The organism is Cupriavidus sp. 96C5-1 (assembly GCF_057798855.1).
This window is the reverse complement of sequence record NZ_JBYOJU010000049.1, coordinates 1-25,438: the sequence shown is the minus strand read 5'-3', so window position 1 is coordinate 25,438 and position 25,438 is coordinate 1. Positions and strand designations below refer to the sequence as shown.

At 64.4% G+C, this 25,438-nt stretch carries 21 protein-coding genes and 3 tRNA genes; 19 read left to right on the top strand and 5 right to left on the bottom strand.

What is annotated here, in order from left to right:
* The first annotated feature begins 47 nt into the window (after nt 1–47).
* From AC3FOF_RS36580 to AC3FOF_RS36495, 18 genes are all read left to right on the top strand, one after another.
* The gene (locus AC3FOF_RS36580) at nt 48–410 is read left to right on the top strand and encodes a RidA family protein (protein ID WP_017226577.1); all 363 of its coding nucleotides are present in this window, start codon (nt 48–50) and stop codon (nt 408–410) included.
* Between the two features lie 15 nt (nt 411–425).
* Complete coding sequence (locus AC3FOF_RS36575; RefSeq protein WP_017226576.1) at nt 426–2,648, top strand: RelA/SpoT family protein; 2,223 nt, start codon at nt 426–428, stop codon at nt 2,646–2,648.
* Nucleotides 2,649–2,669: 21 nt separating this feature from the next.
* Nucleotides 2,670–2,746: transfer RNA gene (locus AC3FOF_RS36570), tRNA-Val, on the top strand.
* A gap of 91 nt (nt 2,747–2,837) precedes the next feature.
* A tRNA-Val gene (locus tag AC3FOF_RS36565) sits at nt 2,838–2,914 on the top strand.
* A 379-nt stretch (nt 2,915–3,293) separates the two neighbouring features.
* The gene (gene thrS, locus AC3FOF_RS36560) at nt 3,294–5,201 is read left to right on the top strand and encodes a threonine--tRNA ligase (RefSeq protein WP_276269125.1); all 1,908 of its coding nucleotides are present in this window, start codon (nt 3,294–3,296) and stop codon (nt 5,199–5,201) included.
* Between the two features lie 45 nt (nt 5,202–5,246).
* The gene (infC, locus tag AC3FOF_RS36555) at nt 5,247–5,768 is read left to right on the top strand and encodes a translation initiation factor IF-3 (RefSeq protein WP_081488948.1); all 522 of its coding nucleotides are present in this window, start codon (nt 5,247–5,249) and stop codon (nt 5,766–5,768) included.
* 168 nt (nt 5,769–5,936) lie between these two features.
* Nucleotides 5,937–6,134 carry a 50S ribosomal protein L35 gene (gene rpmI / locus AC3FOF_RS36550; RefSeq protein ID WP_006575466.1) on the top strand — a complete coding sequence of 66 codons (198 nt, stop codon included), beginning with the start codon at nt 5,937–5,939 and terminating at the stop codon, nt 6,132–6,134.
* Between the two features lie 27 nt (nt 6,135–6,161).
* Nucleotides 6,162–6,518 carry a 50S ribosomal protein L20 gene (gene rplT, locus AC3FOF_RS36545; RefSeq protein WP_035811198.1) on the top strand — a complete coding sequence of 119 codons (357 nt, stop codon included), beginning with the start codon at nt 6,162–6,164 and terminating at the stop codon, nt 6,516–6,518.
* A 327-nt stretch (nt 6,519–6,845) separates the two neighbouring features.
* Nucleotides 6,846–7,877, top strand: a complete 1,032-nt coding sequence (gene pheS, locus AC3FOF_RS36540; RefSeq protein ID WP_017226573.1) for a phenylalanine--tRNA ligase subunit alpha — start codon at nt 6,846–6,848, stop codon at nt 7,875–7,877.
* Between the two features lie 67 nt (nt 7,878–7,944).
* The gene (pheT, locus tag AC3FOF_RS36535; RefSeq protein WP_488729381.1) at nt 7,945–10,392 is read left to right on the top strand and encodes a phenylalanine--tRNA ligase subunit beta; all 2,448 of its coding nucleotides are present in this window, start codon (nt 7,945–7,947) and stop codon (nt 10,390–10,392) included.
* Between the two features lie 69 nt (nt 10,393–10,461).
* The gene (locus AC3FOF_RS36530) at nt 10,462–10,875 is read left to right on the top strand and encodes an integration host factor subunit alpha (RefSeq protein ID WP_017226571.1); all 414 of its coding nucleotides are present in this window, start codon (nt 10,462–10,464) and stop codon (nt 10,873–10,875) included.
* 136 nt (nt 10,876–11,011) lie between these two features.
* A complete protein-coding gene (locus tag AC3FOF_RS36525) occupies nt 11,012–11,449 on the top strand; it encodes a MerR family transcriptional regulator (RefSeq protein WP_017226570.1) in 438 nt (145 codons plus the stop codon).
* A 55-nt stretch (nt 11,450–11,504) separates the two neighbouring features.
* Nucleotides 11,505–11,581 (top strand) — tRNA-Pro (locus AC3FOF_RS36520).
* A 380-nt stretch (nt 11,582–11,961) separates the two neighbouring features.
* Nucleotides 11,962–12,243, top strand: coding sequence for a hypothetical protein (locus AC3FOF_RS36515; protein ID WP_017226569.1), 282 nt, complete (start codon nt 11,962–11,964; stop codon nt 12,241–12,243).
* 83 nt (nt 12,244–12,326) lie between these two features.
* The gene (locus AC3FOF_RS36510) at nt 12,327–12,569 is read left to right on the top strand and encodes a hypothetical protein (RefSeq protein ID WP_017226568.1); all 243 of its coding nucleotides are present in this window, start codon (nt 12,327–12,329) and stop codon (nt 12,567–12,569) included.
* A 100-nt stretch (nt 12,570–12,669) separates the two neighbouring features.
* Nucleotides 12,670–12,921 carry a hypothetical protein gene (locus AC3FOF_RS36505; RefSeq protein ID WP_017226567.1) on the top strand — a complete coding sequence of 84 codons (252 nt, stop codon included), beginning with the start codon at nt 12,670–12,672 and terminating at the stop codon, nt 12,919–12,921.
* Between the two features lie 143 nt (nt 12,922–13,064).
* Entirely contained in the window at nt 13,065–13,433 is a 369-nt protein-coding gene (locus AC3FOF_RS36500) for a hypothetical protein (RefSeq protein ID WP_017226566.1), read from the top strand.
* Between the two features lie 311 nt (nt 13,434–13,744).
* A complete protein-coding gene (locus tag AC3FOF_RS36495) occupies nt 13,745–13,999 on the top strand; it encodes a hypothetical protein (RefSeq protein ID WP_017226565.1) in 255 nt (84 codons plus the stop codon).
* Nucleotides 14,000–14,264: 265 nt separating this feature from the next.
* On the opposite strand, the gene AC3FOF_RS36490 is transcribed toward AC3FOF_RS36495, so the two are convergent.
* Together AC3FOF_RS36490 and AC3FOF_RS36485 are read right to left on the bottom strand one after the other, a co-directional pair.
* The gene (locus tag AC3FOF_RS36490; protein WP_488729380.1) at nt 14,265–19,157 is read right to left on the bottom strand and encodes an NAD-glutamate dehydrogenase; all 4,893 of its coding nucleotides are present in this window, start codon (nt 19,155–19,157) and stop codon (nt 14,265–14,267) included.
* Nucleotides 19,158–19,315: 158 nt separating this feature from the next.
* A complete protein-coding gene (locus tag AC3FOF_RS36485; RefSeq protein ID WP_017226564.1) occupies nt 19,316–19,777 on the bottom strand; it encodes a hypothetical protein in 462 nt (153 codons plus the stop codon).
* A gap of 396 nt (nt 19,778–20,173) precedes the next feature.
* On the opposite strand from AC3FOF_RS36485, the gene scpC reads away from it, so the two are divergent.
* Nucleotides 20,174–21,688: a succinyl-CoA:acetate CoA-transferase ScpC gene (gene scpC, locus AC3FOF_RS36480; protein WP_276269121.1), complete on the top strand. Its 1,515-nt coding sequence runs from the start codon at nt 20,174–20,176 to the stop codon at nt 21,686–21,688.
* A gap of 478 nt (nt 21,689–22,166) precedes the next feature.
* On the opposite strand, the gene AC3FOF_RS36475 is transcribed toward scpC, so the two are convergent.
* The 3 genes from AC3FOF_RS36475 to AC3FOF_RS36465 all read right to left on the bottom strand — a co-directional run bounded on the left by AC3FOF_RS36475 (nt 22,167) and on the right by AC3FOF_RS36465 (nt 25,382).
* Nucleotides 22,167–22,514, bottom strand: a complete 348-nt coding sequence (locus AC3FOF_RS36475) for a hypothetical protein (RefSeq protein WP_017226562.1) — start codon at nt 22,512–22,514, stop codon at nt 22,167–22,169.
* Between the two features lie 256 nt (nt 22,515–22,770).
* Nucleotides 22,771–23,745: a Bug family tripartite tricarboxylate transporter substrate binding protein gene (locus tag AC3FOF_RS36470; protein ID WP_017226561.1), complete on the bottom strand. Its 975-nt coding sequence runs from the start codon at nt 23,743–23,745 to the stop codon at nt 22,771–22,773.
* A gap of 399 nt (nt 23,746–24,144) precedes the next feature.
* Nucleotides 24,145–25,382, bottom strand: a protein-coding gene (locus tag AC3FOF_RS36465) for an IS3 family transposase (RefSeq protein WP_488725926.1) whose coding sequence is annotated in 2 segments (ribosomal slippage) — nt 24,145–25,031 and nt 25,031–25,382 — 1,239 coding nt in all. Because the reading frame shifts where the segments join, the coding sequence is not laid out codon by codon here.
* Nucleotides 25,383–25,438 lie beyond the last annotated feature (56 nt).

Below are 25,438 nucleotides of genomic sequence, written 5' to 3'. Positions count from 1 at the left end.
CGCGGCCCCGTATCCGATGTTTTTTACCTGATGATCGAAGTCCTGCCATGAGTACCAATGAACTGAAGCGCGCCCACGTGGGCAAGCGCCTGTCCGAATATGCCATCTACAACGGCGTGGTCTACCTTGCCGGCCAGGTGCCCGAGGTCGATCCGGGCGCGGATCTGCGGGGCCAGACCCGCGAGGTGCTGGGCCATATCGAACGCCTGCTGAACGAAGCCGGCAGCGACAAGAGCCGGATTCTTTCGTGCCAGATATTCCTGACGGATGTCGACCAGATCGGCATCATGAACGAAGTCTGGGACGAATGGGTGGTGCAGGGCAATACGCCCCCGCGCGCCACGGTCGAGGCGCGCCTGGCCAACCCCCAATACCTGATCGAAGTGGTGGTGACCGCTGCGCTCAAGTGAGGGTGGTGCAGCGAGATGGTGACGTCGACTGACCTGACGGGGCAGACTGCCGGCACGCCCGATGCCGGTCTGGTGGAGGATGCCCTGGCCTATGTGCGCGAGCGCGGCAGCGAAGCGCTGCTGCCCACGGGCGAAACCGTGCTGTCGCATGCCGAGGGCATGCTGCGCATTCTGGACGGCCTGCGCGTCGACGATGCCGCGCGCGCCGCGACCTGCCTGTTTGCGATGGCGGCCTTCGTGCCGGGCTGCGAGGAGGAGATCGAGCCGCGCTTTGGCGAGGAAGTCGCGAAGCTGGTCAAGGGGGTGCGGCAGCTGCTGCGCATCGGCGCCATCGCCGTGGGCCATAGCGATGCGCCTGAAACCACCAAGGACGAAATCGCCGCGCGGCAGGAGCAGGTGGAAGCGCTGCGCAAGATGCTGCTCGCCTTCGCGCAGGACATCCGCGTGGTGCTGGTGCGGCTGGCCTCGCGCCTGCAGACGCTGCGCTGGCTGGCGCAGGTCAAGGCGCAGCCGCTGCCGGGCGTGGCGCGCGAAACGCTGGAGATCTACGCGCCGCTGGCCAATCGCCTCGGTATCTGGCAGGTGAAGTGGGAGCTGGAGGATCTCGCCTTTCGCTTCGAGCAACCCGATACCTACAAGCGCATCGCGCGCCTGCTCGACGAGAAGCGTATCGAGCGCGAAGGCTATATCGCCAGCGCCATCGCGCGCTTGCAGTCCGAGCTGGAGTCGGCCGGCATCCGCGCCGACGTGACTGGCCGTCCCAAGCATATCTACAGCATCTGGAAGAAGATGCGCGGCAAGGAACTCGACTTTGCCGATCTCTACGATGTGCGGGCCTTCCGCGTGATCGTGGACGACATCAAGGATTGCTACACGGTGCTCGGCATCGTCCACCATATCTGGCAGCCGATCCCGCGCGAGTTCGACGACTATATCTCGCGGCCCAAGGCCAACGGCTACAAGTCGCTGCATACGGTGGTGATCGGTGACGATGGGCGCGCCTTCGAGGTGCAGATCCGCACCCAGGAGATGCATCACTTCGCCGAGTACGGCGTGGCGGCGCACTGGCGCTACAAGGAGGCCGGCAGCAAGGGCTACAGCGGCCAGTTCTCCGCCAGCGAGCGCTATGACGAGAAGATCGCCTGGCTGCGCCAGCTGCTGGCCTGGAAAGACGATGCGGATCATCTGGTCGCGCACGACGAGTCGCCCTGGGAGCAGCTCAAGCATGCCGCCATCGACGACCATATCTATGTGCTGACGCCGCAGGCGCGCGTGGTGGCCTTGCCGCAAGGCGCCACGCCGGTGGACTTTGCCTACTACCTGCATACGGATCTCGGCCATCGCTGCCGGGGGGCGCGCGTGGACGGCACCATGGTGCCGCTGAACACGGCGCTCAAGAACGGCCAGACGGTGGACATCATCGCGGTCAAGCAGGGTGGTCCTTCGCGCGACTGGCTCAATGTGGAGCTGGGCTACCTGGCCAGCCCGCGAGCGCGCGCCAAAGTGCGCGCCTGGTTCAATGCGCTCGATTCGCAGGAGACCATCTCGCAAGGGCGCGCGCTGATCGACAAGACCCTGCAGCGCGAGGGCAAGACCGCGGTCAACCTGGAAGACCTGGCCACGCGCCTTGGCTTCAAGGCGCCGGACGATCTGTTCGCCGCGGTCGCCAAGGATGAATTCAGCCTGCGGCATGTGGAGCAGGCCCTGCGGCATCCCGAGGGCGAGGCCGCGGTGGTGCAGAGCGAGGAAGAGGCCGTCACCAAGAAGAGCCGTGCCACCAGTGTGGCGCGCGGCGCCAAGAGCGGCGTGCTGGTGGTCGGCGTGGATTCGCTGATGACGCAGATGTCGAAGTGCTGCAAGCCGGCGCCGCCGGACGAGATCGTGGGCTTTGTCACGCGCGGGCGCGGCGTCTCGATCCATCGCCGCACCTGCCACACCTTCGGCCAGCTCGCCGCGCGCGCGCCGGAGCGCGTGATCCAGACCGAGTGGGGCAAGAAGAGCGACGCGGTGTATCCGGTGGACATCCATGTGGAGGCCATCGACAGGCAGGGGCTGCTGCGCGATATCTCGGAAGTGCTGTCGCGCGAGAAGATCAATGTCACCGGCGTGAAGACGCTGTCGAGCAAAGGCGTGGCCCGCATGCAGTTCACCGCCGAGGTTTCGGAGGCCACGCAACTGCAGCGCGCGCTGGGTTTGATAGAAGATGTGGTGGGGGTCTTGCAGGCCAAAAGAAAGTGATGCTATACTTTCGTTCTCGCTAGGCTCGTAGCTCAGCTGGTTAGAGCACCACCTTGACATGGTGGGGGTCGTTGGTTCGAGTCCAATCGAGCCTACCAACGAACGGTAGTAAATGTCGCGCCGTGTTGCATCGGTAGTATCGCAATATGGCGCGGCATGCGGTAAAGCGCAGTAAAGCAGCAAGACAATAGGCTCGTAGCTCAGCTGGTTAGAGCACCACCTTGACATGGTGGGGGTCGTTGGTTCGAGTCCAATCGAGCCTACCAACGCATAGCAGTAGGAAGTAACAGGCAGTACCCGCAAGCAGTACCGCAGCAGTCCGGTTCAACCCGATAGCAAGGACGGAAGAGCGCCATGGTCATGACACCGCGAACTACTACCGCTGATTAGCGACAGTAGTCGAGGTGCGCCTTCGTCCGGATCGAATCCGGGTTAAATCGAAAAGAAACGCAGCCTTGGCTGCGTTTTTTTTCGTCTGTCGCTTTTCAGCTGCCTGATATGCTTCTCGGTCGCCGGCGAGTCGGTCCGAGCGAATTCCCCGCTGCCCGGCCCATGCGCGCATGGTTGCCTGGTGCCAAAAGATGCTGTTTCATCCGCTTGCCGGCGCGGCCAGCCCGGTGGGTGGAATTCTGAAAGAGGTTTGAGATGATCGCAATCACGCTGCCGGATGGTTCCCGACGCGAGTTTCCCGGCCCGGTGACGGTTGCCGAAGTGGCGCAGAGCATTGGCTCGGGCCTGGCCAAGGCCGCCCTGGCCGGCAAGGTGGATGGCCAGATGGTCGACACCAGCTACCTGATCGACCGCGACGCCGGCCTGGCCATCGTCACGGACAAGGACGCCGATGGCGTCGACGTGATCCGCCATTCGACGGCGCACTTGCTGGCCTACGCCGTCAAGGAACTGTACCCCGAGGCGCAGGTGACGATCGGTCCGGTGATCGAGAACGGCTTCTACTACGACTTCGCCTACAAGCGTCCTTTCACGCCTGAGGATCTGGCTGCCATCGAGAAGAAGATGGCCGAACTCGCCAAGAAGGACGAGAAGGTGGCGCGCGAAGTCTGGAGCCGCGACGAGGCCGTGAAGCTGTTCGAATCGATGGGCGAGAAGTACAAGGCCGAGATCATTGCCTCGATTCCGCAGGACCAGGAAATCGGTCTCTACCGCGAGGGCAAGTTCGTCGACCTCTGCCGCGGTCCGCACGTGCCGTCCACGGGCAAGCTCAAGGTCTTCAAGCTGATGAAGGTGGCGGGTGCCTACTGGCGCGGCGATGCCAAGAACGAGATGCTCCAGCGCATCTACGGCACGGCCTGGGCCAAGAAGGAAGACCAGGAAGCCTACCTGCACATGCTGGAGGAAGCCGAGAAGCGCGACCACCGCAAGCTGGGCAAGCTGCTTGATCTGTTCCACCTGCAGGAAGAAGCGCCTGGCATGGTGTTCTGGCATCCCAAGGGCTGGCAGGTGTGGCAGGCGGTGGAGCAGTACATGCGCGGCCGCCTGACGCAGGCTGGCTATGAAGAGGTGCGCACGCCGCAAGTGATGGATCGCTCGCTGTGGGAGAAGTCAGGGCACTGGCAGAACTACAAGGAGAACATGTTCGTCACGGAGTCGGAAAAGCGCGACTACGCGATCAAGCCGATGAACTGCCCCGGCCATGTGCAGATCTTCAACCATGGCCTGCGTTCGTACCGTGACCTGCCGCTGCGCCTGGCCGAGTTCGGCGCCTGCCATCGCAACGAGCCCTCGGGCGCGCTGCATGGGTTGATGCGCGTGCGCGGTTTCGTGCAGGATGATGCGCATATTTTCTGCACGGAAGAGCAGATCGTTGCCGAGGCCAAGGCCTTCAACGAGCTGGCGTTCTCCGTGTACGACGATTTCGGCTTCAAGGACATTGCGGTCAAGCTGTCCCTGCGCCCCGAGCAGCGCGCTGGTTCGGACGAGATCTGGGATCATGCCGAGGAAGGCCTGCGGTTGGCGCTGCGCGCCTGCGGCGTGGAGTGGGAAGAGCTGCCGGGCGAGGGTGCCTTCTACGGCCCGAAGGTGGAATACCATATCAAGGACGCCATCGGCCGTTCCTGGCAGTGCGGCACGCTGCAGCTGGACCTGGTGCTGCCGGAGCGCCTGGATGCCGAATACGTCTCCGAGGACAATTCGCGCAAGCGTCCGGTGATGCTGCACCGGGCTATCCTGGGCTCTTTCGAGCGCTTCCTGGGTATCCTGCTGGAAAACCATGCCGGCGCGCTGCCTGCCTGGCTGGCGCCGGAGCAGGTCGTGGTGCTGAATATTGCCGACTCGCAGGCGGAATATGCCGAAAACGTCGTGCAACTGCTGCAAAAACAAGGATTTAGGGCTAAGGCGGATTTGCGTAACGAGAAAATTACGTATAAAATCCGCGAGCATTCCCTTCAGAAGATTCCCTACCTGCTGGTAGTGGGCGACAAGGAGCGGGATGCCAGTCAAGTGGCCGTGCGTGCCCGTGGCAACGTGGATCTGGGTGTCATGTCCGTATCCGCGTTTGTGGAGCGTCTGCAACAGGACGTTGCCAGCAAAGCCTGATGGGATGAGCACGGCTTGTTTTTTGTCTTCTTGAGGTAACGCAACATCGCTACAGACAAAGGTCATCGCATCAATCGCGAAATCAGCGCACCCGAATTGCGCCTGGTCGGGGTTGATAATGAGCAGCTCGGCATCGTCAAGTTCATGGACGCGCTCCGCCTGGCTGAGGATAAGGACTTGGACCTGGTGGAAATCGCTCCGACAGCGGTGCCGCCGGTTGCCCGTATCATGGATTACGGCAAGTTCAAGTACGAGGAAGCCAAGCGCGCGCACGACGCCAAGCTGAAGCAGAAGATCATCCAGGTCAAGGAAGTCAAATTCCGGCCGGGTACGGATGATGGCGACTACAACGTCAAGCTGCGCAACTTGAAGCGTTTCCTTGAAGACGGCGACAAGACCAAGATCACGCTGCGCTTCCGCGGCCGTGAGATGGCGCACCAGGAAATCGGCGCGCGTGTGCTCGAACGCCTGAAGGCGGATCTGGAGGAAGTCGGCCAGGTCGAGCAGATGCCGAAGATGGAAGGGCGCCAGATGGTGATGGTGCTGTCTCCCAAGAAGAAGAAGTAAGATTTTGCGCGGCGCTGCGGTCCGGGGGAGATGCCTCCGGGCGCGGCGTTGCGCGAAAGCAGCGCGGGGGCCGTACGCGGCTTCGCGCAACAATAAGTGGATGCGGGTTTTGCAAGTGCCGGCGCCAGCTGGCCACCTGCATGCATGTCATAGAAGCTGGAGTTATTCATGCCGAAGATGAAGACCAAGAAAAGCGCTTCCAAGCGCTTTACTGCGCGTCCGAATGGTTCGTTCAAGCGTGGCCAGGCCTTCAAGCGTCACATCTTGACCAAGAAGACCACCAAGAACAAGCGCCAGTTGCGCGGCACCCAGGACGTCCATGAGACGAACCTGAAGTCCGTTCGCGCAATGATGCCTTACGCATAACCCTAACGAAAACGAAAGGAGCATTTCATGCCTCGAGTAAAACGTGGGGTCACTGCACGGGCCCGTCATAAGAAAGTCATCGTCGCTGCCAAGGGTTACCGCGGCCGCCGCAATAATGTCTACCGTATCGCCAAGCAGGCGGTCATGCGTGCTGGCCAGTACGCATACCGCGATCGCCGCAACAAGAAGCGCGTGTTCCGCGCTCTCTGGATTGCGCGTATCAATGCTGCTTCGCGTGAGCATGGCATGACCTACAGCGTGTTCATGAACGGTCTGAAGAGGGCCTCGATCGAGCTGGACCGCAAGGTGCTGTCGGATATGGCTATTCACGACAAGCCTGCCTTTGCCGCCATCGTCAACCAGGTGAAAGCCACCGTTGCCTGATGCCGGCTCCGGGGTGGCGCGCTAGTTTCTGGCGTGCTGTCCCGGGCGCAAGCACCGACCACAAGGTCGACAGCATTTCCGCCGAATTTGCCTGAGCAGCGCTCATTGCTGCGATGGCGATCTGGCCGGACCTGCAGAAACGGGGCTCCTCACCGAGCCCCGTTTTCATTTCGAATGCCGTTTCGCATCGTAGACGGCATCCGAAACGAAGCCCGCGCCGCCCCCCCCCCCGGCACAGCGCGGGCTCTGCACCCACATCGCACCTAGTGCCAACCCACGCCCGGGCCCAGCGTGACCCGGACGCCAAATCTATCGCCGACCGCCGCCATGTCTCTGGATCCGGATCAAATCGTCGCCGACGCCCAGGCCGCCTTCGCCGCCGCCAACGACAACGCCACGCTGGAAAACGAAAAAGCCCGCTTTCTCGGCAAGACCGGCGCGCTCACCGAGCTGCTCAAGAGCCTCGGCAAGCTCGACCCGGAAACGCGCAAGAGCGAAGGCGCGCGCATCAACCAGGCCAAGCAGCAGGTCGAGGCCGCGCTGCAGGCACGCCGCCAGGCGCTGGCCGATGCGCTGATGAACGCGCGGCTGGCCGCCGAAGCCATCGATGTGACGCTGCCGGGCCGGGCGGTCGCCCGCGGCAGCCTGCATCCGGTGATGCGTACCTGGGAGCGGGTCGAGCAGATCTTCGGCTCGGTGGGCTTTGACGTGGCCGATGGTCCCGAGATCGAAACGGACTGGATGAACTTCACCGCGTTGAACAACCCGGACAACCATCCGGCCCGTTCGATGCAGGATACCTTCTACGTGGACGGCCGCGATAGCGACGACAAGTTGCTGCTGCTGCGTACCCACACCAGCCCGATGCAGGTGCGCTATGCGCGCATGCATGTGGAAAAGTACAAGGGCCGCGAGATGCCGCCGATCAAGGTGATCTGCCCGGGCCGCACCTACCGCGTGGACAGCGACGCCACGCATTCGCCGATGTTCAACCAGGTCGAGGGCCTGTGGATCGGCGAGGACGTGAGCTTTGCCGACCTGAAGGGCGTCTACACCGACTTCCTGCGCAAGTTCTTCGAGCGAGACGACATACAGGTGCGGTTCCGCCCCTCATATTTCCCGTTCACGGAGCCGTCGGCGGAAATCGACATGGCCTTCGGCAACGGCAAGTGGCTGGAGATTTCCGGCTCGGGCCAGGTGCATCCCAATGTGCTGCGCAATATGGGCCTGGACCCGGAGCGCTATATCGGCTTCGCCTTTGGTTCCGGCCTCGAACGCCTGACCATGCTCCGCTACGGCATCAACGACCTGCGCCTGTTCTTCGAAGGCGACGCGCGATTCCTGCGCCAGTTCGCCTGATAGCGCCGCGCCCGAGCATATCGTCACCGACACCACAGAACAGAATACTTACCGGATCAGAAGCGCCATGCAATTCTCGGAATCCTGGCTTCGCAGTTTCGTCAATCCCGACAAGATTTCCACCGATGCGCTTTCGCACAGCCTGACCATGGCCGGGCTGGAAGTGGAAGAGGTCGGCCCGGTCGCGCCGCCCTTCAACAAGGTGGTGGTGGCGCGCGTGCTCGCCACCGAGCGCCATCCCAACGCGGATCGTCTCAATGTCTGCCAGGTCGATGCCGGCACCGGCGAGACCCTGCAGATCGTATGCGGCGCGCCCAACGTGGCGCCCGACATCCTGGTGCCGTGCGCGCTGGTCGGCGCCGTGCTGCCGCCGTCGGAAGCGGGCGGCAAGCCGTTCGAGATCAAGGTGGGCAAGCTGCGCGGCGTGGACAGCTACGGCATGCTGTGTTCGGCGCGCGAGCTCAAGCTGTCGGAAGACCATGGCGGCCTGATGCTCCTGCCCGAGGATGCAAGGATCGGCCAGGACATCCGCGAATACCTGGACCTGGATGACCAGGTCTTCGTCATCAAGCTGACGCCGAACAAGGCCGACTGCCTGTCGATTCACGGCGTGGCGCGCGAAGTTGCCGCGCTGACCGGTGCCGAACTGCGCCTGCCGGAGATGAAGCCGGTTGCCGTGACGCTGGCCGACAAGCTGCCGGTCAAGATCTCGGCGCCCGACCTGTGCGGCCGCTTCTCCGGCCGTGTGATCCGCGGAGTGAACGCGCGCGCTGCCACGCCGGCATGGATGGTGCAGCGGCTGGAGCGGGCCGGGCAGCGCAGCCTCTCCGCGCTGGTCGACATCTCCAACTACGTGATGCTCGAACTGGGCCGTCCCTCGCATGTGTTCGACCTGGACAAGATCCACGGCGGGCTGGACGTGCGCTGGGGCCGCAAGGGCGAGCAGCTCAAGCTGCTCAACGGCAATACCGTCGAGCTCGACGAGCAGGTCGGCGTGATCGCCGACGACAAGGAAATCGAGAGCCTGGCCGGCATCATGGGCGGCGACAGCACCGCCGTGACGCTGGACACCACCAATATCTACCTGGAGGCCGCCTTCTGGTGGCCGGAAGCGATCCAGGGCCGCTCGCGCCGCTTCAACTTCTCGACCGATGCCGGGCATCGTTTCGAGCGCGGCGTGGACTATGCCACCACGGTCGAGCATATCGAGCGCATCAGCGCGCTGATCCTCGATATCTGTGGCGGACAGGCCGGTCCGGTCGACGACCAGATCGCCAACCTGCCGCAGCGCAAGCCGGTGCGCCTGCGTGTGGCGCGCGCCGAGCGCGTGCTTGGCATCGAACTGTCGCCGGCGGTGATCGCCGACGTGTTCCAGCGGCTGCAGCTGCCGTTCTCCCGCGAACAAGGCGCGGATGGCGAAGTATTCGTCGTCACGCCGCCGAGCTATCGCTTCGACATCGAGATCGAGGAAGACCTGATCGAGGAAGTGGCCCGCATCTATGGCTTCGAGCGCATTCCGGCACGCCCGCCGATCGCCGAGAGCGAAATGCGCCCGACCGACGAAGCGCGCCGCTCGACCCATGCGGTGCGTCACGCGATTGCCGCGCGCGACTACCAGGAGGTGATCAACTTCGCCTTCGTCGAAGAGAAGTGGGAACGCGATTTCGCCGCCAACGACAATCCGATCCGCCTGCTCAACCCGATCGCCAGCCAGCTGGCGGTGATGCGCTCCACGCTGGTCGGCGGCCTGCTCGACAAGGTGCGCTACAACCTCAACCGCAAGGCTTCGCGCGTGCGGATGTTTGAAGTGGGCCGCGTGTTCCATCGCGACGCCGCAGTGGCGGATGGCGGCCTGACCGTGGCAGGCTATCGCCAGCCGATGGTCGCCGGCGGCATCGCCTATGGCCCGGCCTTCGAAGAGCAGTGGGGTGTTGCGACGCGCCCGGTGGACTTCTTCGACGTCAAGGGCGATGTCGAAGCCCTGCTGCATCCGCGGGTTGCACGCTTCGAGCCGGTGGCGCATCCCGCGCTGCATCCGGGCCGCGCCGCGCAAGTGGTGATCGACGGCAAGGTGGTCGGCGTGATCGGCGAACTGCATCCGCGCTGGCTGCAGGAGTATGAGCTGACGCAAGCGCCGGTGGTGTTCGAACTGGACCTGCAGGCGCTGCGCGAAGTGGGTCTGCCGGGCTACACCGAAATCTCCAGGTTCCCGGCCGCGGTACGCGACCTGGCGCTGGTGGTGAAACAGCCGGTACGCGTGCAGGACCTGCTCGACGCCATGCGCGAGGCACTGGAAAAACAAGGCTCCGGCCGCTACTGCCAGAGCCTGGTATTGTTCGACGAGTTCCGTCCGAAGGCGGCTTCGGCGGCCATTGGGGCGGACGAGAAAAGCCTTGCGTTCCGCCTGACCTTGCAAGATACTGGGGCGACCCTCCAGGACGAAACCGTCGACAGTGCGGTGCGTTGCATGGTCGAAGCCGCCGGCGCTGCATTCCAGGCGCGGTTGCGCGGCTGATCCACCAGCTGACATGACAATGGAGCGCCCGGACCTCCGCATCCGGGCGGATCGCCACACTGAATGACAATGAACGATCGACACGCGTATCTCATGGCCGCTGCAATAGGTGAAGCAGGCGGCCGGCAGGCCGCCTCTCTCGACGATGAGGTACCCGACTCCCGTGTTGCCGAGGTACCGACCCTCACCAAGGCCGAGCTTGCCGAAATGCTGTTCGACCAGGTCGGTCTCAACAAGCGCGAATCCAAGGACATGGTCGAAGCGTTCTTCGACGTGATCCGCGAAGCGTTGGAGCAGGGCGACAGCGTCAAGCTCTCCGGTTTCGGCAATTTCCAGCTGCGCGACAAGCCGCAACGTCCTGGCCGCAATCCCAAGACTGGCGAGATCATCCCCATCACGGCACGGCGCGTGGTGACCTTCCATGCCAGCCAGAAGCTCAAGGGCCTGGTGGAAGAGCGAGCCGGCCTGGCGGTGCCGGGCTGATCGTTTGCCAGCAGCGCGGCCGCTCGCTATCCTGTTGCCTCGCTTCTCGATGACTTCGTTTCCGATCGTCCGCGCGCCTGGCTGCGCGGTCACTACAACCACTGCCGGCACGGCCTGAAGCCCGCCAATTCACCGTATGTCGGAAAGATCCAGCGATCGCATTTCGTTGCCACCGATTCCCGCAAAACGCTACTTCACCATCGGCGAGGTCAGCGAGCTTTGCGCCGTCAAGCCGCATGTGCTGCGCTACTGGGAACAGGAGTTCACGCAGCTCAAGCCCCTCAAGCGGCGCGGCAACCGCCGCTACTACCAGCATCACGAAGTCCTGCTGATCCGGCGCATCCGCGAACTGCTGTACGAGCAGGGCTTTACGATCAACGGCGCGCGCAATCGCCTCGATGAAGGACGGCAGCACAGCCATGCGCCCGCCGAGGACGAGCAGGCCGCGGCCCTTGCCGCATCGGTGACCGATGAAGCGCCGGTCTTCCCACTCGACCTGAATAACCTGCGCAGCGAACTGGTGGAAGTACAGCACCTGCTCGCGCAGCTTCGGCAGATTGCGAAACACGAATAAAAAGTGCGCTAGCCACTAGTCAGCAGCAAAAGCATTCTGCTATAATCTTTTTCTTCGGGGCGTAGCGCAGCCTGGTAGCGTACCTGCATGGGGTGCAGGTGGTCGGAGGTTCAAATCCTCTCGCCCCGACCAGTATCAAGAACCCGCACAGTGAAAGCTGTGCGGGTTTTTTCTTTTGCGCGCGCCAAATAGGCACGACGAGTGCACGACGAATGCGCGCATGATCCTTGCGATGTCGGGAGTCAGCCTGATAGCAGGGGTGCAATATGCCGGCCGCAACCGGCGAGTGCTTGTCGCGCCAGTCCGGTGGCCCGCTCGATCCAACGCCATTTTTGCCGATCGTTTGGCCGGGCGGCCGGTCAAACGATTTGTAGTGGCGGTGCGCGGACTCTACAATCGAATCGTGAGGCGGCGCGGATTACATGTCTTTCCGGGTGGACGTTTGCAGCCCGCCCGCCTGGATGCAGGCGCCAGATGCTGCTTGCCTTCTCGCCAACGACAGGGAGTCTACGATGGCCAAACGCGAGCGCGCCGCCAGGGCCTTGCAGGACGAGGTGAGCCGGCGTATCCAGCGTATCGACGACATTGTGGAGGACAGTGCCAGGATTCGTGTGCCGGCGCCGCAGGCGCATCCACGCGACGCGCGCGGCCGCAATTGGGATATGAAAGCCTTCGGCAATGCCGGCGGCTACGAGAGGAGTATTCGGGCCGTGGTGGACAAGGCGCGCGACGAGTTCGATCTGGTCGAGGCGCCTGGCCAGCCGGGAGACGATCCCTTCCGCACCGGCGCGTGAAGCTGTCCCGCCGGACAAGCGGGGCCGAAGCTTTGCAACCCTAAGGATGCGCCGGCTACGTGCCGGCTTTGCTGGAGTCAGACATGCAGGCTTGCGACCTCTGCCACCTTCTCGTGGGCGCGCCGACCACGGTGGAGCCGCATGAGAACCTGGCTGCCACCGGTGCGGGCGCGCTCGGCATGGATGTCAATTCGCGATGGGTGGATCGTCCCTGGCGCTGTACCGTCTGCGGCGCCTGGATGTTCCAGAATGCCGCGCACGGCCAGCCGCCCAATGTCTGGCGCATGGGGCGGCGTCCCGAGGATCGCCACCAGGCCCGGCCTTAGCCGGCCGCCTCCCCCTCGTGCGCACCTTTTCCTGGCCATGCCCCGTTGCCGGCAAGCGCCATGCCGCGGCATGCTACGATGCCCGGCAAAGGGAGACACCATGAATGAATCCAGAACACAGCATTACCGGGGCTATGTGATTTTGATTACGGTGCAGCAGCATGAGCGCGGCTGCCTGGTCAGCGCTTCGATCGTCCAGGAGGCGAAGGGCGCGGTGCGCAATCCTTCTCCGCTGCAATCGTGGGTCGGGCATGAGCAGGGCGAATTGCTGGAGGTGGCCGACCGGGCCCAGGCCCGTGCCTGCCGCCTGATCGACGCCACGGTGGACCACGTTGCTTACGCGGCAGGCTGATTGACGTGCCCGCACGGGCCCCCGCCAGCGTGAGCGGGGGCGGCACGCCGAGTACCCGGGCGCTGGCTGGACCATGCTGCGTGTCTGGCAGAAGTTTTGCCGAATAGCCTACATGGTGCGGCAACGCGGTCGTTAATTCGGGTATGAACTCATTCGACTCTTCCGAAGAAAGCGCTGCCAACGCCGATGCCATGGGCTGGGGTTCGTCGCCGCCGCACGTGCTGGCCGCGGTACTCAATACCGCCCTGGCAGCAGAGGACCTTGGCGGCTTTGCCGCGCTCCTGTCCGATATGGCTCGCGATCGCGGACTCAAAGGCCCGCGCGGCTCGCATCAATCCATCTACGACATGCCTTACGCCAGCCTGTTGCCACGCCAGCAGCATCTGCTGGCCGATGCTTTTGAATTGCTGATCCGCCTGGGCCTGGAGCTGCAGCCCCGCAGGCCGCGCGTGCTGGGCGACCTCCACGGCGATCTACTGGGGCGCGGGAGCCACGAGATTCCTGCCTCCTAGCGGCTGGCGGCGGCGCAATGCAGGCATGCGGGCGTCTGGATTGTCAGGCTTGGCTGGTTGCAGCGGTGCGCCGCGTGCTAGCATCACTGGATACAGGGCGTTGACGCAGCAACGGGCCACGACGGCGGGCAGCTCCACCAGTCGCGTACCGCTTACCGCGTCCTGCAATCCTGACCTATCAGATCGCCGCAATGACGGCGACATATCGACCGGTCCGATGCCGATCCCGGCTGGTCGATCAGGCTGACACGGCCCGCGCGCGCACGGTCGTGGTGTTAGAGGGGAGCGATCGCGTGTAGTGGAGGTATGTCATGAGCGAAGACGAACCCTTCGGGGTTGTGTTCGAGGATTTTCGCGTGATCTGGGTTGCCGAGCGGTTGCAGAACGGTACCTGGACCGCCCGCTATTGCTGGCACCCCGGTACTTCGGCGGCGTCCGGCAAGGCGCTGCAGGCTGCGGTGCTCGGCGGCAAGTCCAAGCGTCTGCTGGGTGATTTCAAGACTGAGCAAGAGACCGTCGCCGCCATCAAGGCAGCAGTGTTGCTCGAAGCGAAGTGGAGACGGTAAGGCTATTGCCGGCTCCGTCGGTGCGGCCCATGGCCAGGGAGCCGGGCAGCTCGGGCAGCATGATGCTGCTCCACTTCCGGGTCCGCAAGCCGTAGCGCTTCAGGCCGATGACAACGCGTTTGCCATCGGTCCTGGACTGGCATGGCTGCTGGCGGTGGCGATTGCCACCGCCGCGATCATGGCTTTGACGGGCCCGTTCATCGCACGTCGTGATTCGGTGGGCGTGTGCCATGCCGGCATTGTTTCCACTCCCCATCTCCCGCGTTTACCCGCCGGGCTGACTGCGTTCCAGCACGCCGATTTCCCGCACCGCCACCGATAGCATCGCCAAGCCGGCCGCACCGGATGCGCGCTGGTCCGCCAGCATGCGCGAGAAGCGTTCGATCTGTGCCTGGCGTCCGCCGCGCCACGCTTCGATAAGCAGCGCCGGCGTGTCCAGTTCCCGCGGCGGCGCCAGCACGCTTACCGTCAGCGCGCGCTTGAGGCGGCCGAGGTCTTCCAGCGTGGTGGTGCGAGCGAGCAGGTCCCAATGGCTGTCGGCGGGCAGGGCAAGGGCGCGTTCGCGCAGCCAGCCAAAGCTGAACTCCGTGTCGAGTGCGAAATAGACGCCCGCGACCAGCGCCAGGCTGCGCTGCGTGGCGGCCGCCACTTCCGCGATATCCAGCGCCGCGGCCGAGATTTCGCCCGCTGCCACGCGCAAGGCCAGTGCATCGTCCACGCCGGACTGGCGCAGCGCCTGCCTCCGCTCGGCCAGCGCCGCGGCTTCGGAGCCGGCCAGCAGCGCGGGGAGTTGCGGGGTGAGCCAGGCCGCCGCCTCGGCATAGCGCGGGCCATCGCCGGCGCTTGGGCCTCCTGCATGCGGATGACGCAGGAACCAGAGGCTGGCGTGTTCCAGCAGGCGTCCCATGGCGGTGAACATGCGCGCCTGTACCTCGTCGGCGATACGGTTGTCCAGCGCGTCTATCTCTATCCAGAGCGGGTCCAGGCCGAACACGTCGCGCGCGATCAGGCAGGCGCGCACGATGTCCGCGGGACGCGCATCGGTTTCTTCGAGCATGCGGTGGATGAAGGTGGCGCCGATACGGTTGACCAGCGTATTGGTCAGGTGCGTGGCCAGGATTTCCCGGCGCAGCGGGTGGCGCAGCATGGCATCGGCATGCCGCTCGCGCAAGGGCTGCGGGAAGTACGCGGGCAGCAGGCCAGCCACCAGCGGGTCCTCGGGCAAGCCGGAGGCGAGGAGTTCCTCGTACAGCCACATCTTGCTGTAGGCGAGCAGCACGGCGCGTTCGGGGGAAGTCAGTCCCACTCCGGCGGCCTTGCGTTCGACCAGCTCTTCTTCCGATGGCAGGAACTCCAGCGCGCGCTTGAGGCGGCCGGCGCGCTCCAGCCAGTGGATCAGCCGGCCTTCTGCATCGAGCAGCGCAGCGGCACTGCGGATCGCCACGGACAGCGCCTGGCTCTGGTAGTAGTTGTCCTGCAGCACCAGCAAACCGACCTCGTCGGTCATTTCCGCCAGCAGTTTGTTGCGTTGCTTCTCGGTCATCTCGCCATCCGCCACGGCCAGGCCCAGCAGGATCTTGATATTGACCTCGTGATCCGAGCAGTCCACGCCGGCGGAATTGTCGATGGCATCGGTATTGATGCGTCCGCCATGCAACGCGAACTCGATGCGGCCAAGCTGCGTGAGGCCGAGGTTGCCGCCTTCGCCCACCACCTTGCAGCGCAGTTCGGCACCGTTGACGCGCACCGCGTCGTTGCTGCGGTCGCCCACTTGCAGGTGGCTTTCGCGGCTGGACTTGACGTAGGTACCGATGCCGCCGTTATAGAGCAGGTCGACCGGCGCCAGCAGGATGGCGTGGACCAGTTCGGCGGGCGACAGCGTCGTGGCGCCGATGCCCAGGCAGGCCTGCACCTCGGGCGTGATCGCGATGGTCTTGGCGGTGCGCGGGAACACGCCACCACCGGCGGAGACCAGGCTCGGATCGTAGTCGGCCCAGCTGGAACGCGGCAGTTCGAACATGCGCTGGCGCTCGCGCAGGCTGACGGCCGGGTCGGGGGAGGGGTCGAGAAAGATATGGCGATGGTCGAACGCCGCCACGAGCCTGATGTGGGGCGATAGCAGCATGCCATTGCCGAACACATCGCCGGACATGTCGCCGATGCCGGCGACGGTGAAGTCGGTGGACTGGATGTCGGTGCCCATCTCGCGGAAGTGGCGCTTGACCGATTCCCAGGCGCCACGGGCGGTGATCGCCATTCTCTTGTGGTCGTAGCCCACCGAGCCGCCGGAGGCGAAGGCGTCGCTGAGCCAGAAGCCGTATTCGGCGGAGATCGCGTTGGCGTAGTCGGAAAAGCTGGCCGTGCCCTTGTCGGCGGCGACCACCAGGTAGGGGTCGTCGCCATCCTCGCGCACCACCTCGGGCGGCGGCTCCAGGGTGCCGGCGACCCGGTTGTCGGTCACGTCGAGCAGGCCGCGCAGGAAGGTCTGGTAACAGGCGATGCCTTCCTGCAGGAGCGCGTCGCGATCGTTTGCCGGCGGCGGACGCTTGACCACGAAGCCGCCCTTGCTGCCCACCGGCACGATCACCGTATTCTTGACCATCTGCGCCTTCATCAGGCCCAGCACCTCGGTGCGGAAGTCCTCCCGCCGGTCGGACCAGCGCAGGCCGCCGCGCGCCACCGGGCCGCCGCGCAGGTGTACGCCTTCCACGCGTGGAGAGTAGACCCAGATCTCGAACATCGGGCGCGGCTCCGGCAAGCCGGGCACCAGCGCAGGGTTGAACTTGAACGATACATAGGGGCGCGGGTCGCCGTCGGCGCCATGGCGGAAATAGTTGGTGCGTACCGTGGCGTTGATCACGCCCAGGAACAGGCGCAGGATGCGGTCCTCGTCCAGGTTGGGCACCTGGTCCAGCGCTGCGGCAATGGCCTGCTGCAGCTGCTCGCAGCGCGGCGCGCGGGCGGCTTCCGTGGCGGGGTCGAAGCGTGCCACGAACAATTCGACCAGCCGCGAAGCGATGGCCGGGTTGCCGGTCAGGGCCCGCTCGATATAGGCATCGCTGAAGGTCGACCCGACCTGGCGAAGATAGCGGGCGTAGGCGCGCAGGATGGTCACGTCGCGCGCGGCCAGTTCGGCCCGCAGCACCAGGCGGTTGAAGTCGTCGTTCTCGATTTCGCCATTCCAGGCACGCGCGAAGGCGTCTTCGAACAGCGCCTTGATGCGCGCGATATCCGCGCCCAGGTCGATGCCGGCGGCGACGCCATCGGCCATCTCCAGCCCGAAATCGTGGATCCAGACAGGCGCGGCGCCGTTGGGCTCGACCAGGTAGGGACGCTCTTCGTCCACGCGCACGCCCAGGTGCTCAAGCATCGGCAGGCTGAGCGATAGCGCGATCGGCTCGCGCGCGCGGTAGACCTTGAAGCGGAATGCGCCAGGCGCGGCTTCGATCGGACGGTACAGGTTCATGGCGATGCCGCCGCCCGACTGCGCCGCCTCCATCAGTTCGATGTCGCGTACTGCAGTGCGCGCGGGATAGTCCTCGCGGTAGCCGGCGGGGAAGGAGTCGCCGTAGCGGCGCAGCAGGCGGTTGCCTTGCTCTTCGCCGGCACTGTCCAGCAGGGCGGCGGCGACGTCGTCCTGCCAGCGGCGCGCGGCCTGCACGATGCGCTCTTCCAGTTCCGCCGGGCTGATCTCGGGCATGGTGCCGGGCTCGCCGCGCACGATCAGCTGGATGCGCGCCAACGGCGATTCCGACAACTGCGGCGTGAATTCACAGCTGTTGCCGCGGAAGGCGGTCATCAGCAGCTTCTGGATGCGTTGGCGCAGGTCCGTGTTGTATTTGTCGCGCGGCACGAACACCAGGCAGGAGACAAAGCGGTCGAAGCGGTCGCGGCGCACGAACAAGCGGATGCGCTGATGCTCCTGCAGGCGCAGGATGCCCAGCGAGATGTCGAACAGCTCGTCTTCTTCGGACTGGAACAGTTCGTCGCGCGGGTATTGCTCGAGAATGGTGACCAGCGACTTGTAGAGGTGGCCCTTGGTCAGGAAACCCGCGCGCGCCAGGATGTTGGAGAATTTGCTGCGCACCAGCGGAATGTCCGCGCAGGACGTCATGTAGGTGGTGGAGGTGTAGAGCCCCACGAAACGGCGCTCGCCGAAGAGCTTGCCGTTGGCGTCGGTGAGCTTGACGCCGACATAGTCGAGGTAACCCGGCCGGTGCACGGTCGCCCGCGAATTGGCCTTGGTCACGAAGATCTGCGCGCTGTCCTCGATGACGCTGGCCGCTGCCGCCGGCAGTTCGGTGAGCGTATCCGCATCGGGGGTTCGCAGGTTTTCGCGCAGGATGCCGGCACCGGAGCCGGCAACGCCGCGCAGGAAGTAGTGGCCGTCCTTTGTCACCAGTTCGTAGTCGCGCTGGCCCAGGAAGCAGAAGTGATTGTCCAGCATCCATTCCAGGAAGGCGCAGGCCTCCTGCACGTCGGCCCGGGCGGCTTTGGGGCCTTGTGCCAGCGTCTCGATGGTGGCGCGCGTGGTGGCCGTCATCTGTGGCCAGTCTTCCACTGCGGCACGCACGTCGCCGAGTACCCGGGCAATGCCGTTGCGCAAGGCTTCCTGCGTGGCGGTGTCGCCACAGCGGTCGACTTCGAAGTGAATGAAGGATTCCAGGCGCGCACCGCCGTTCGAGCCGTTGGCGCCGTTGCCGGCGGCCGAGCCGCCTTCGCTGCCGAGCCCGACTTTCCCGATGGTGCCATCCGTGTTGCGCCAGACCCGGAACACCGGATGAATCGCGGAATGCAGGGCCAGCCCCAGCCGGTTGATCTCCATGGTGACGGAGTCGACCAGGAAGGGCATGTCGTCGTTGACGATCTCCACCACCGAGTGGTCGGAGTGCCAGCCGTGCTGTTCCAGGTTGGGGTTGTAGACACGCAGCCGGGCCTTGCCGGAGACAAAGCGCTGCGCGGTCTGCCAGTGCGCCATGATCGCGCCGTAGAGATCCGCCACGTCTCGCTTGATCAGATCCTCGGTGTCCGTCAGGTCATAGTAATGGCGCAGGAAAGGCTCGATCCTGACGTATGTCTCGCCGGGCAGGCGGCCCTGGGCGAACTGCATCAGGTCGGCCAGCAATTGGGCCAGTCGCGTTTCGCTTTCCGCCAGCATGGTGTCTCCCCCAGACGGCTTGTGTTGGCGGTCTCATGCCCGGCGGCAAGGTGCGCGGCGCGGTCGCCATGGCAGCGAGACCGTGCTAACTACTGTAGAGCATAAAGGGAGCAACTGCGCACAAAGTACGGTGCGCGGGCAGGGCGGGCGTGGGGCGTTCAGGCTGGCACCGGCGCGGGGGTGCCGTGCTTGCGGCGGCGCGCGGTGTGGTCGCCGAGAGTCTGGCTCATGCGCCGCAGCAGGGCGCTCAAGGCGGCGCGCTCCTGCGGGTTGAACGCGGCGACGGATACCGAGTGCAGGGCCTTGACCGCCTGCCACACCCGTTCGAGGCGCCCGTGTGCCGAATCGGCGATGCGCGGTGCTTCGGCAAGCTCGATCCAGCCGTGGGCATGCAGTTCCTCAAGCAAGCGTTCGGACAGGTCGGCGTCGATCAGGATCTGGCCGCGATAGGCCTGGTGGCGAATGAAGTCGCCACACGCGATGGCGCGCAGCAGGAGCCATTTGGTGTAGCTGATGCCGGAATCGGAGAGGGCCTGCTCGAGTGCGGCCTGCCAGGCACAGACGGCTTCGATCAACCCTTGAACCACGGGCTCGCTGGTGGCGAATGCGCGATGCTCCATCTGCTTTTTGTCTCCGGTTGGTGGTGCCTGCGGCGCTTTGCGTCAGGGCGGCGCTGCGGCGCGTGAGTCCGCGTCCTGAAGCAGCACGACAGTATCAGAACGGCGGCATCGATGCATTGCACCGAGGGAAAACCCCGCGCCCGCGGATGGGTATGCGCCGCCGGGATCACGGACGGCCGGCTGCATCCCGGTGTGCCTCTTCGCACGCCCCGGTGCTATGAAAAAAGCGACTTGATTCCATGATTTTATATCCCCGCAGGAATGCCCGTGCCGTGGCTACACTGCTTGCCTGCGCCTTACCGGCCGGTAGGAAGCGCAATCCGAGCCGAACGCCGGGCCCTGCCATGGCGCGCGGCGCGGCCCATCGGCCGGGGAGGCATCATGGAGACATAAAAGATGCACAAGGAACGTATCCGGCTGGCCAGGCTGCTGGACAAGGTCATGCCGGCGGAGGCCGCGGCCGAACTGATTCGCGATGGCATGACGGTTGGCATGAGCGGCTTCACCCGCGCCGGCGATTGCAAGGCGGTGCCGGAGGCGCTAGCCAGGCGCGCGGCCAAGGAGCCGCTGCGCATCACGCTGATGACCGGCGCCTCGCTGGGCAACGACACCGACAAGATCCTGGCCGAAGCCAACGTGCTGGCGCGGCGCCTGCCGTTCCAGGTCGATGCGACCCTGCGGCGCAAGATCAATGCGGGCGAAGTGATGTTTATCGACCAGCACTTGTCCGAGACCGTGGAGCAACTGCGCGGGCAGCAGATCGCGCCCGTGGACGTGGCGGTGGTGGAGGCCGTGGCGATCACGGAGACGGGCGGCATCGTGCCGACCACGTCGGTGGGCAATTCCGCCAGCTTCGCGATGCTGGCCAAGCAGGTGATCGTCGAGATCAACCTCAATATGCCGGCCGGGCTGGAAGGCTTGCACGATATCTACCTGCCGACGCCGCGCCCCTATCGCCAGCCGATTCCGTTGATTGCGGCGGAACAGCGCATCGGTTTGCCCTACATTCCGCTGGACCCGGCGAAGATTGCCGCCATCGTGATCACGCAGAAGGATGACAGTCCGTCCAATGCGTTGCCGCCCGACCAGGAGACACGCCAGATTGCCGGGCATTTGAACGATTTTCTCTTGCATGAGGTCCGCGCGGGCCGGCTGGCGCCCTCGCTGCAGCCGCTGCAGGCGGGTATCGGCACGATTGCCAACGCCGTGCTGCACGGGCTGGTCGATTCCCCGTTCCGCGACCTCAAGATGTATTCGGAAGTCCTGCAGGACAGCACCATCGAGCTGCTGGATGCCGGGCGGCTGAGCTTTGCCTCGGCTTCGTCGGTAACCTTGACCAGCGCCGTCTATGCGCGATTCCTGGCGGACCTCGAGCGCTACAAATCCCGTGTGATCCTGCGCCCGCAGGAGATCAGCAACCATCCGGAGATCTTGCGCCGGCTCGGCCTGATCACCATCAACACGGCCCTCGAGTGCGATATCTATGGCAACGTGAATTCCACCCATGTTGGCGGCACGCACATGATGAACGGCATCGGCGGTTCCGGCGATTTCGCCCGCAATGCGCACATCTCCGTGTTTGTCACGAAGTCGGTGGCCAAGGCCGGCGCCATATCCAGCATCGTGCCGATGGTTTCGCACGTGGACCACACCGAGCACGACGTCGACGTCATCGTGACCGAGCATGGGCTGGCCGACCTGCGCGGGCTGGCGCCGCGCGAGCGCGCGCAGCAGATCATCGCCAACTGCGCCGATCCGCTCTATCGCGACCTGCTTGGCGATTACGTGACGCGCGCCACGCGCCGCGGCGGGCATACGCCGCACCTGATCGAGGAAGCGCTGGCCTGGCATGCGCGCTTTCGCGAGGAGGGCACGATGGGCGGCACCGGGCCCATCCTGGCGGCGGCCTGATCGCCAGGCCCGATGCTCGCGGGGGCGTTCTCGTGTCCGCCCTCATTCCTTGAAAATGAATACCGCCAGTATCACCGAGGAAGCCATAAGGATCAGCAGGTCGTGCATGATGGTCTCCGAAGGCAAGGGAGCGCTGGGATGATGCGGGAGCCGTGCGGCGTCATGGGCTGCGGGATAGGGTGCGGTCCTATTTCATTCCGGGCCTGATTCGAAGTCTGATGCCGAGCCGTTTCCCGCTTTGATCGTTTTTCTCACATTTCCCTATGTGGCGTCATCCGGCCATTTGCCTCCGGCGGTGTTTCAAGCGGGTGTTGGGACTTGCGGTGTTGCGCTGCCGCCTGTAGGCACCTGTAGGCGCCTGTAGGCAAACGGCCCCGCCTTGCAGCGGAAAACGCTGCAAGGCGGGGCCGTTGCTGGCTGCGATGCCCGATCGCGCACCGTCCTCGCGGGCGGCCGGCAGCCGGGCGGCTTGCTGGGCTTACTGCTTTGCCTTGGCGCCGTCGGTGTAGGGGTCGAACTTGCCCGCCTTGGCGCCATCCGTGTACGGATCGAACTTGCCTGCCTTGGCACCGTCGGTGTATGGATCTGCCTTCTTCTTGCCGCCGGCGGCGTTCAGGTTCGATTTGGTCGATTTCTTCGCGCCATCTGTGTACGGGTCGAACTTGCCCGACTTGGCCGCGTTCTTGTTCGGGTCGACCTTGCCCGTGTGGGCGCCGCCGTAGAGGTCGCCGCCATCGGTATAGTTTTTCTGGGCATGCGCCAGTTGCGCGCCGCCGAAGGCTGTCAGGGCGGCGATGATCAGGGCGGGTACGGTCTTGTTGCGCATATTCATCCTCGTGAGTAATGGCCACGGGCAGGGAGCATGGCCGCAAAAGTGGTCGTCTGACCGGGTACTTTACCGACTAGGGATGACCCTGCGAAGTTAATCTTTCTTCCCACTGTATTGAACCGCTTAACGCGCTGGCGGCTTCTGTGCCAGATCAATAAATGGGAGGGTCCAGCGGAAAAACAAGCAAGGGAAAACGCGGGGGCGCCGGCGCGCTCCGGCAAGGCCCGGCCGGGGGCGGCCGGCCTTCGGTTTCTTATTCCAGCGTGATGTTCTGGTCATGCGCGATCTTCTTGCGCAGTTCCAGTTCGCGCTTGATCTGCGCGGTGTATTGCTGCGGCGTGTTGCCGTCGGTGTACGCGCCGCTCTCGGCCAGGCGGCGCTTCACATTGGGATCCTGCAAGGTCTTCACGGCAGCGTCGTGTACCTTGGCGATGATCGCGGCGGGCGTGTTGGCCGGGGCCACCAGGCCATACCACGCCATGTTGTTCATATCCTTCATGCCGGCTTCGGCAAAGGTCGGCACGTCAGGCAGCCCGTCCACCCGTTTTGGCGCCGCCACGGCCAGGGCACGCAGCTTGCCGGCCTGGATGTGAGGCATCGACGAGGGCAGGTTGTCGAACTGCCCGCTGACCTGGCCGGCCAGCGTGTCGTTCAGGGCGGGCCCCGATCCCCGGTAGGGGATATGCACCATATCGGTCTTGGTCAGGAACTTGAACAGTTCTCCATCCAGATGGGAGATGCTGCCTTTGCCGGCCGACGCATAGCTGTACTTGCCGGGATTGGCTTTGACCAGGGCGACGAATTCCTGCAAGGTCCTGGCCGGGACCTTCGGGTTGACCGTCAGCACGTTCGGCACATTGACCAGGTTGGTGATGGGCGCGAAATCCTTGATCGGATCGTAGGGATTCCTGGCATTGGTCGCCGGGTTCGTCGCCATGGTGCTCACGGTGGCGATGCCCAGCGTATAGCCGTCGGGCGAAGCCTTGGCCAGGGCATCGGCGCCGATCACGCCGCCGCCGCCGCCACGGTTTTCCACCACCACCACTTGGCCGAGTTCACGGCCAATGCCGTCCGCGACCGAGCGCGCCACGATGTCCGTGGTGCCGCCCGCGGCGAACGGCACGATCAGGCGGATCGGCTTGGTCGGATAGGTCTGCGCCAGGGCGCCGTGGCACAGGCCGAGGAGGGCCAGGCAGGCTGCGCTGCCGACATTCGATACTGCTTTCAAGTGAGGCTCCCGAGGATTCTTGGTCTAATCATGCAGCCCGATCGGCGCAAGGGGGCGGCGCTCTGCGCCGGCGTTGCCCCTGTCTCCTTCCCGAAGGCGGGCCGGGACGCGCCCGCGGAGCCGGGGCTGCCGCGGGGCGCCGGAGTTCGGATTGGTTCCGTGATGCGGAACTATGTTCCGCATTGTGCTCCGGGCGCAATTCAACCGTGAAAGCGCGGGCGGTGGAATTGGTATCAACCCGCGTATCTTGCCCATTTGTCCTGATCCGACCGCCTGTGCGATGGCGAGCAAGAAGCGGTGACCACCACCAATCGATCGTGAACGGACCCCGGTGCGCCAATGAAAACGCCTGTCAAGTCCTGACATAGGTTGACACCCCGCTGCACGCGGTTTGCTCGTTCAAGTTGTAGCAAGAGACGCCCGATGAACCTCATTGGGCGTTTTGTATTTCAGCGACTGATGCGGTCGCTCGCGGTTGTAGATACGGATGGACTGTTCGACCATGCGAGCGGCCTGCTTCAGGTCGGCAGGCCGCTGCAGCAAGAACTCGCTTTTGAGAATGCCGTTGACGCGTTCTGCCATGGCATTCTGGTAACAATCGTAGCCATCGGTCATGGAGCAAATCAGCCCATGGCGCTGATGGATCTCCTGGTAGTAGGTCAAGCAGTACTGGATCCCGCGATCCGAGTGGTGAACCAGCGGCTGGCGCGTGCTGCGGCCCCGCAGCGCCATCCTCAGCGCCTGGCTCACCTGCTCGGTCTGCAGGCTGTCATGCACGTGGTAGCCGACGATCTTGCGAGAGTAGGCGTCGGTCACCAGGCTTAGGTAGACGAAGCGCTGGGCGGTCGGCAAGTACGTGATGTCAGCCACCCAGACCTGTTCCGGACCCGTTGGAACAACCTTCTGGGGCCCATCCTTGAGCAGGTTGGGATGTCGCCGGAAGCGATGATGGCTATGCGTGGTCTTGTGATAAGCCCGCTGCGGCGCCACCAGCAAGCGAGCCGCACGCAGTATGTCGAACAAGCGGTCACGGCCGATCTGGATACCGGCCTGAGCCAAGGGTGAGCGCAAGATGTGCTGAAGCTTGCGCGTGCCCAAGCGCGGCTGGCGCAGGCGAGTGTAGGTCACCATGGCGCAAACCTTGGCGTCTCGCTCAAGCCGCAGGCGCTCACTGTGCTGGCGTTTGTAGTATGCCTGTCGGCTGATGCCGACATAGCGGCAGGCCCTGCTGACGCTCAGCCCTTGGACGAGCTTTTGCGCGAGGACCTGCCCGAGGGCTTTTTTACGATGCGAACCCCGTGCTCCTTCTGGATCACGTCGATCACGGCCTCAAACAAGCGAGCCTTCTCGTTCGCCTCCTTCAGCTGTACTTCCAATTCCTTGATCCGCTGCTCCGGCGTCAGTGGCTTGTCGGTTTCGTTTCCCATGGCGGTGCTGGCAGCTCTACGCGACGACGAGCCGCTCCAGTCCTGTAGTCCGTGCTTGCGTAACCATACCAGCACTGTCGAGCGCCCCTGGATCCCGTACCGCTGTTGGGCCTGCTTGTAGGTCAATTCGCCTTTTTCGACCTGCTCCACCACCGCTAGTTTAAAAGCCAGGCTGTAGTCCCGCTGAGTTCGCTTTTCGACCGCTTCCAATTGACTCTCCTTCCTGTCTGGGGGGAAAGTGTCAACCTTAGTCAGGACGGGTCACG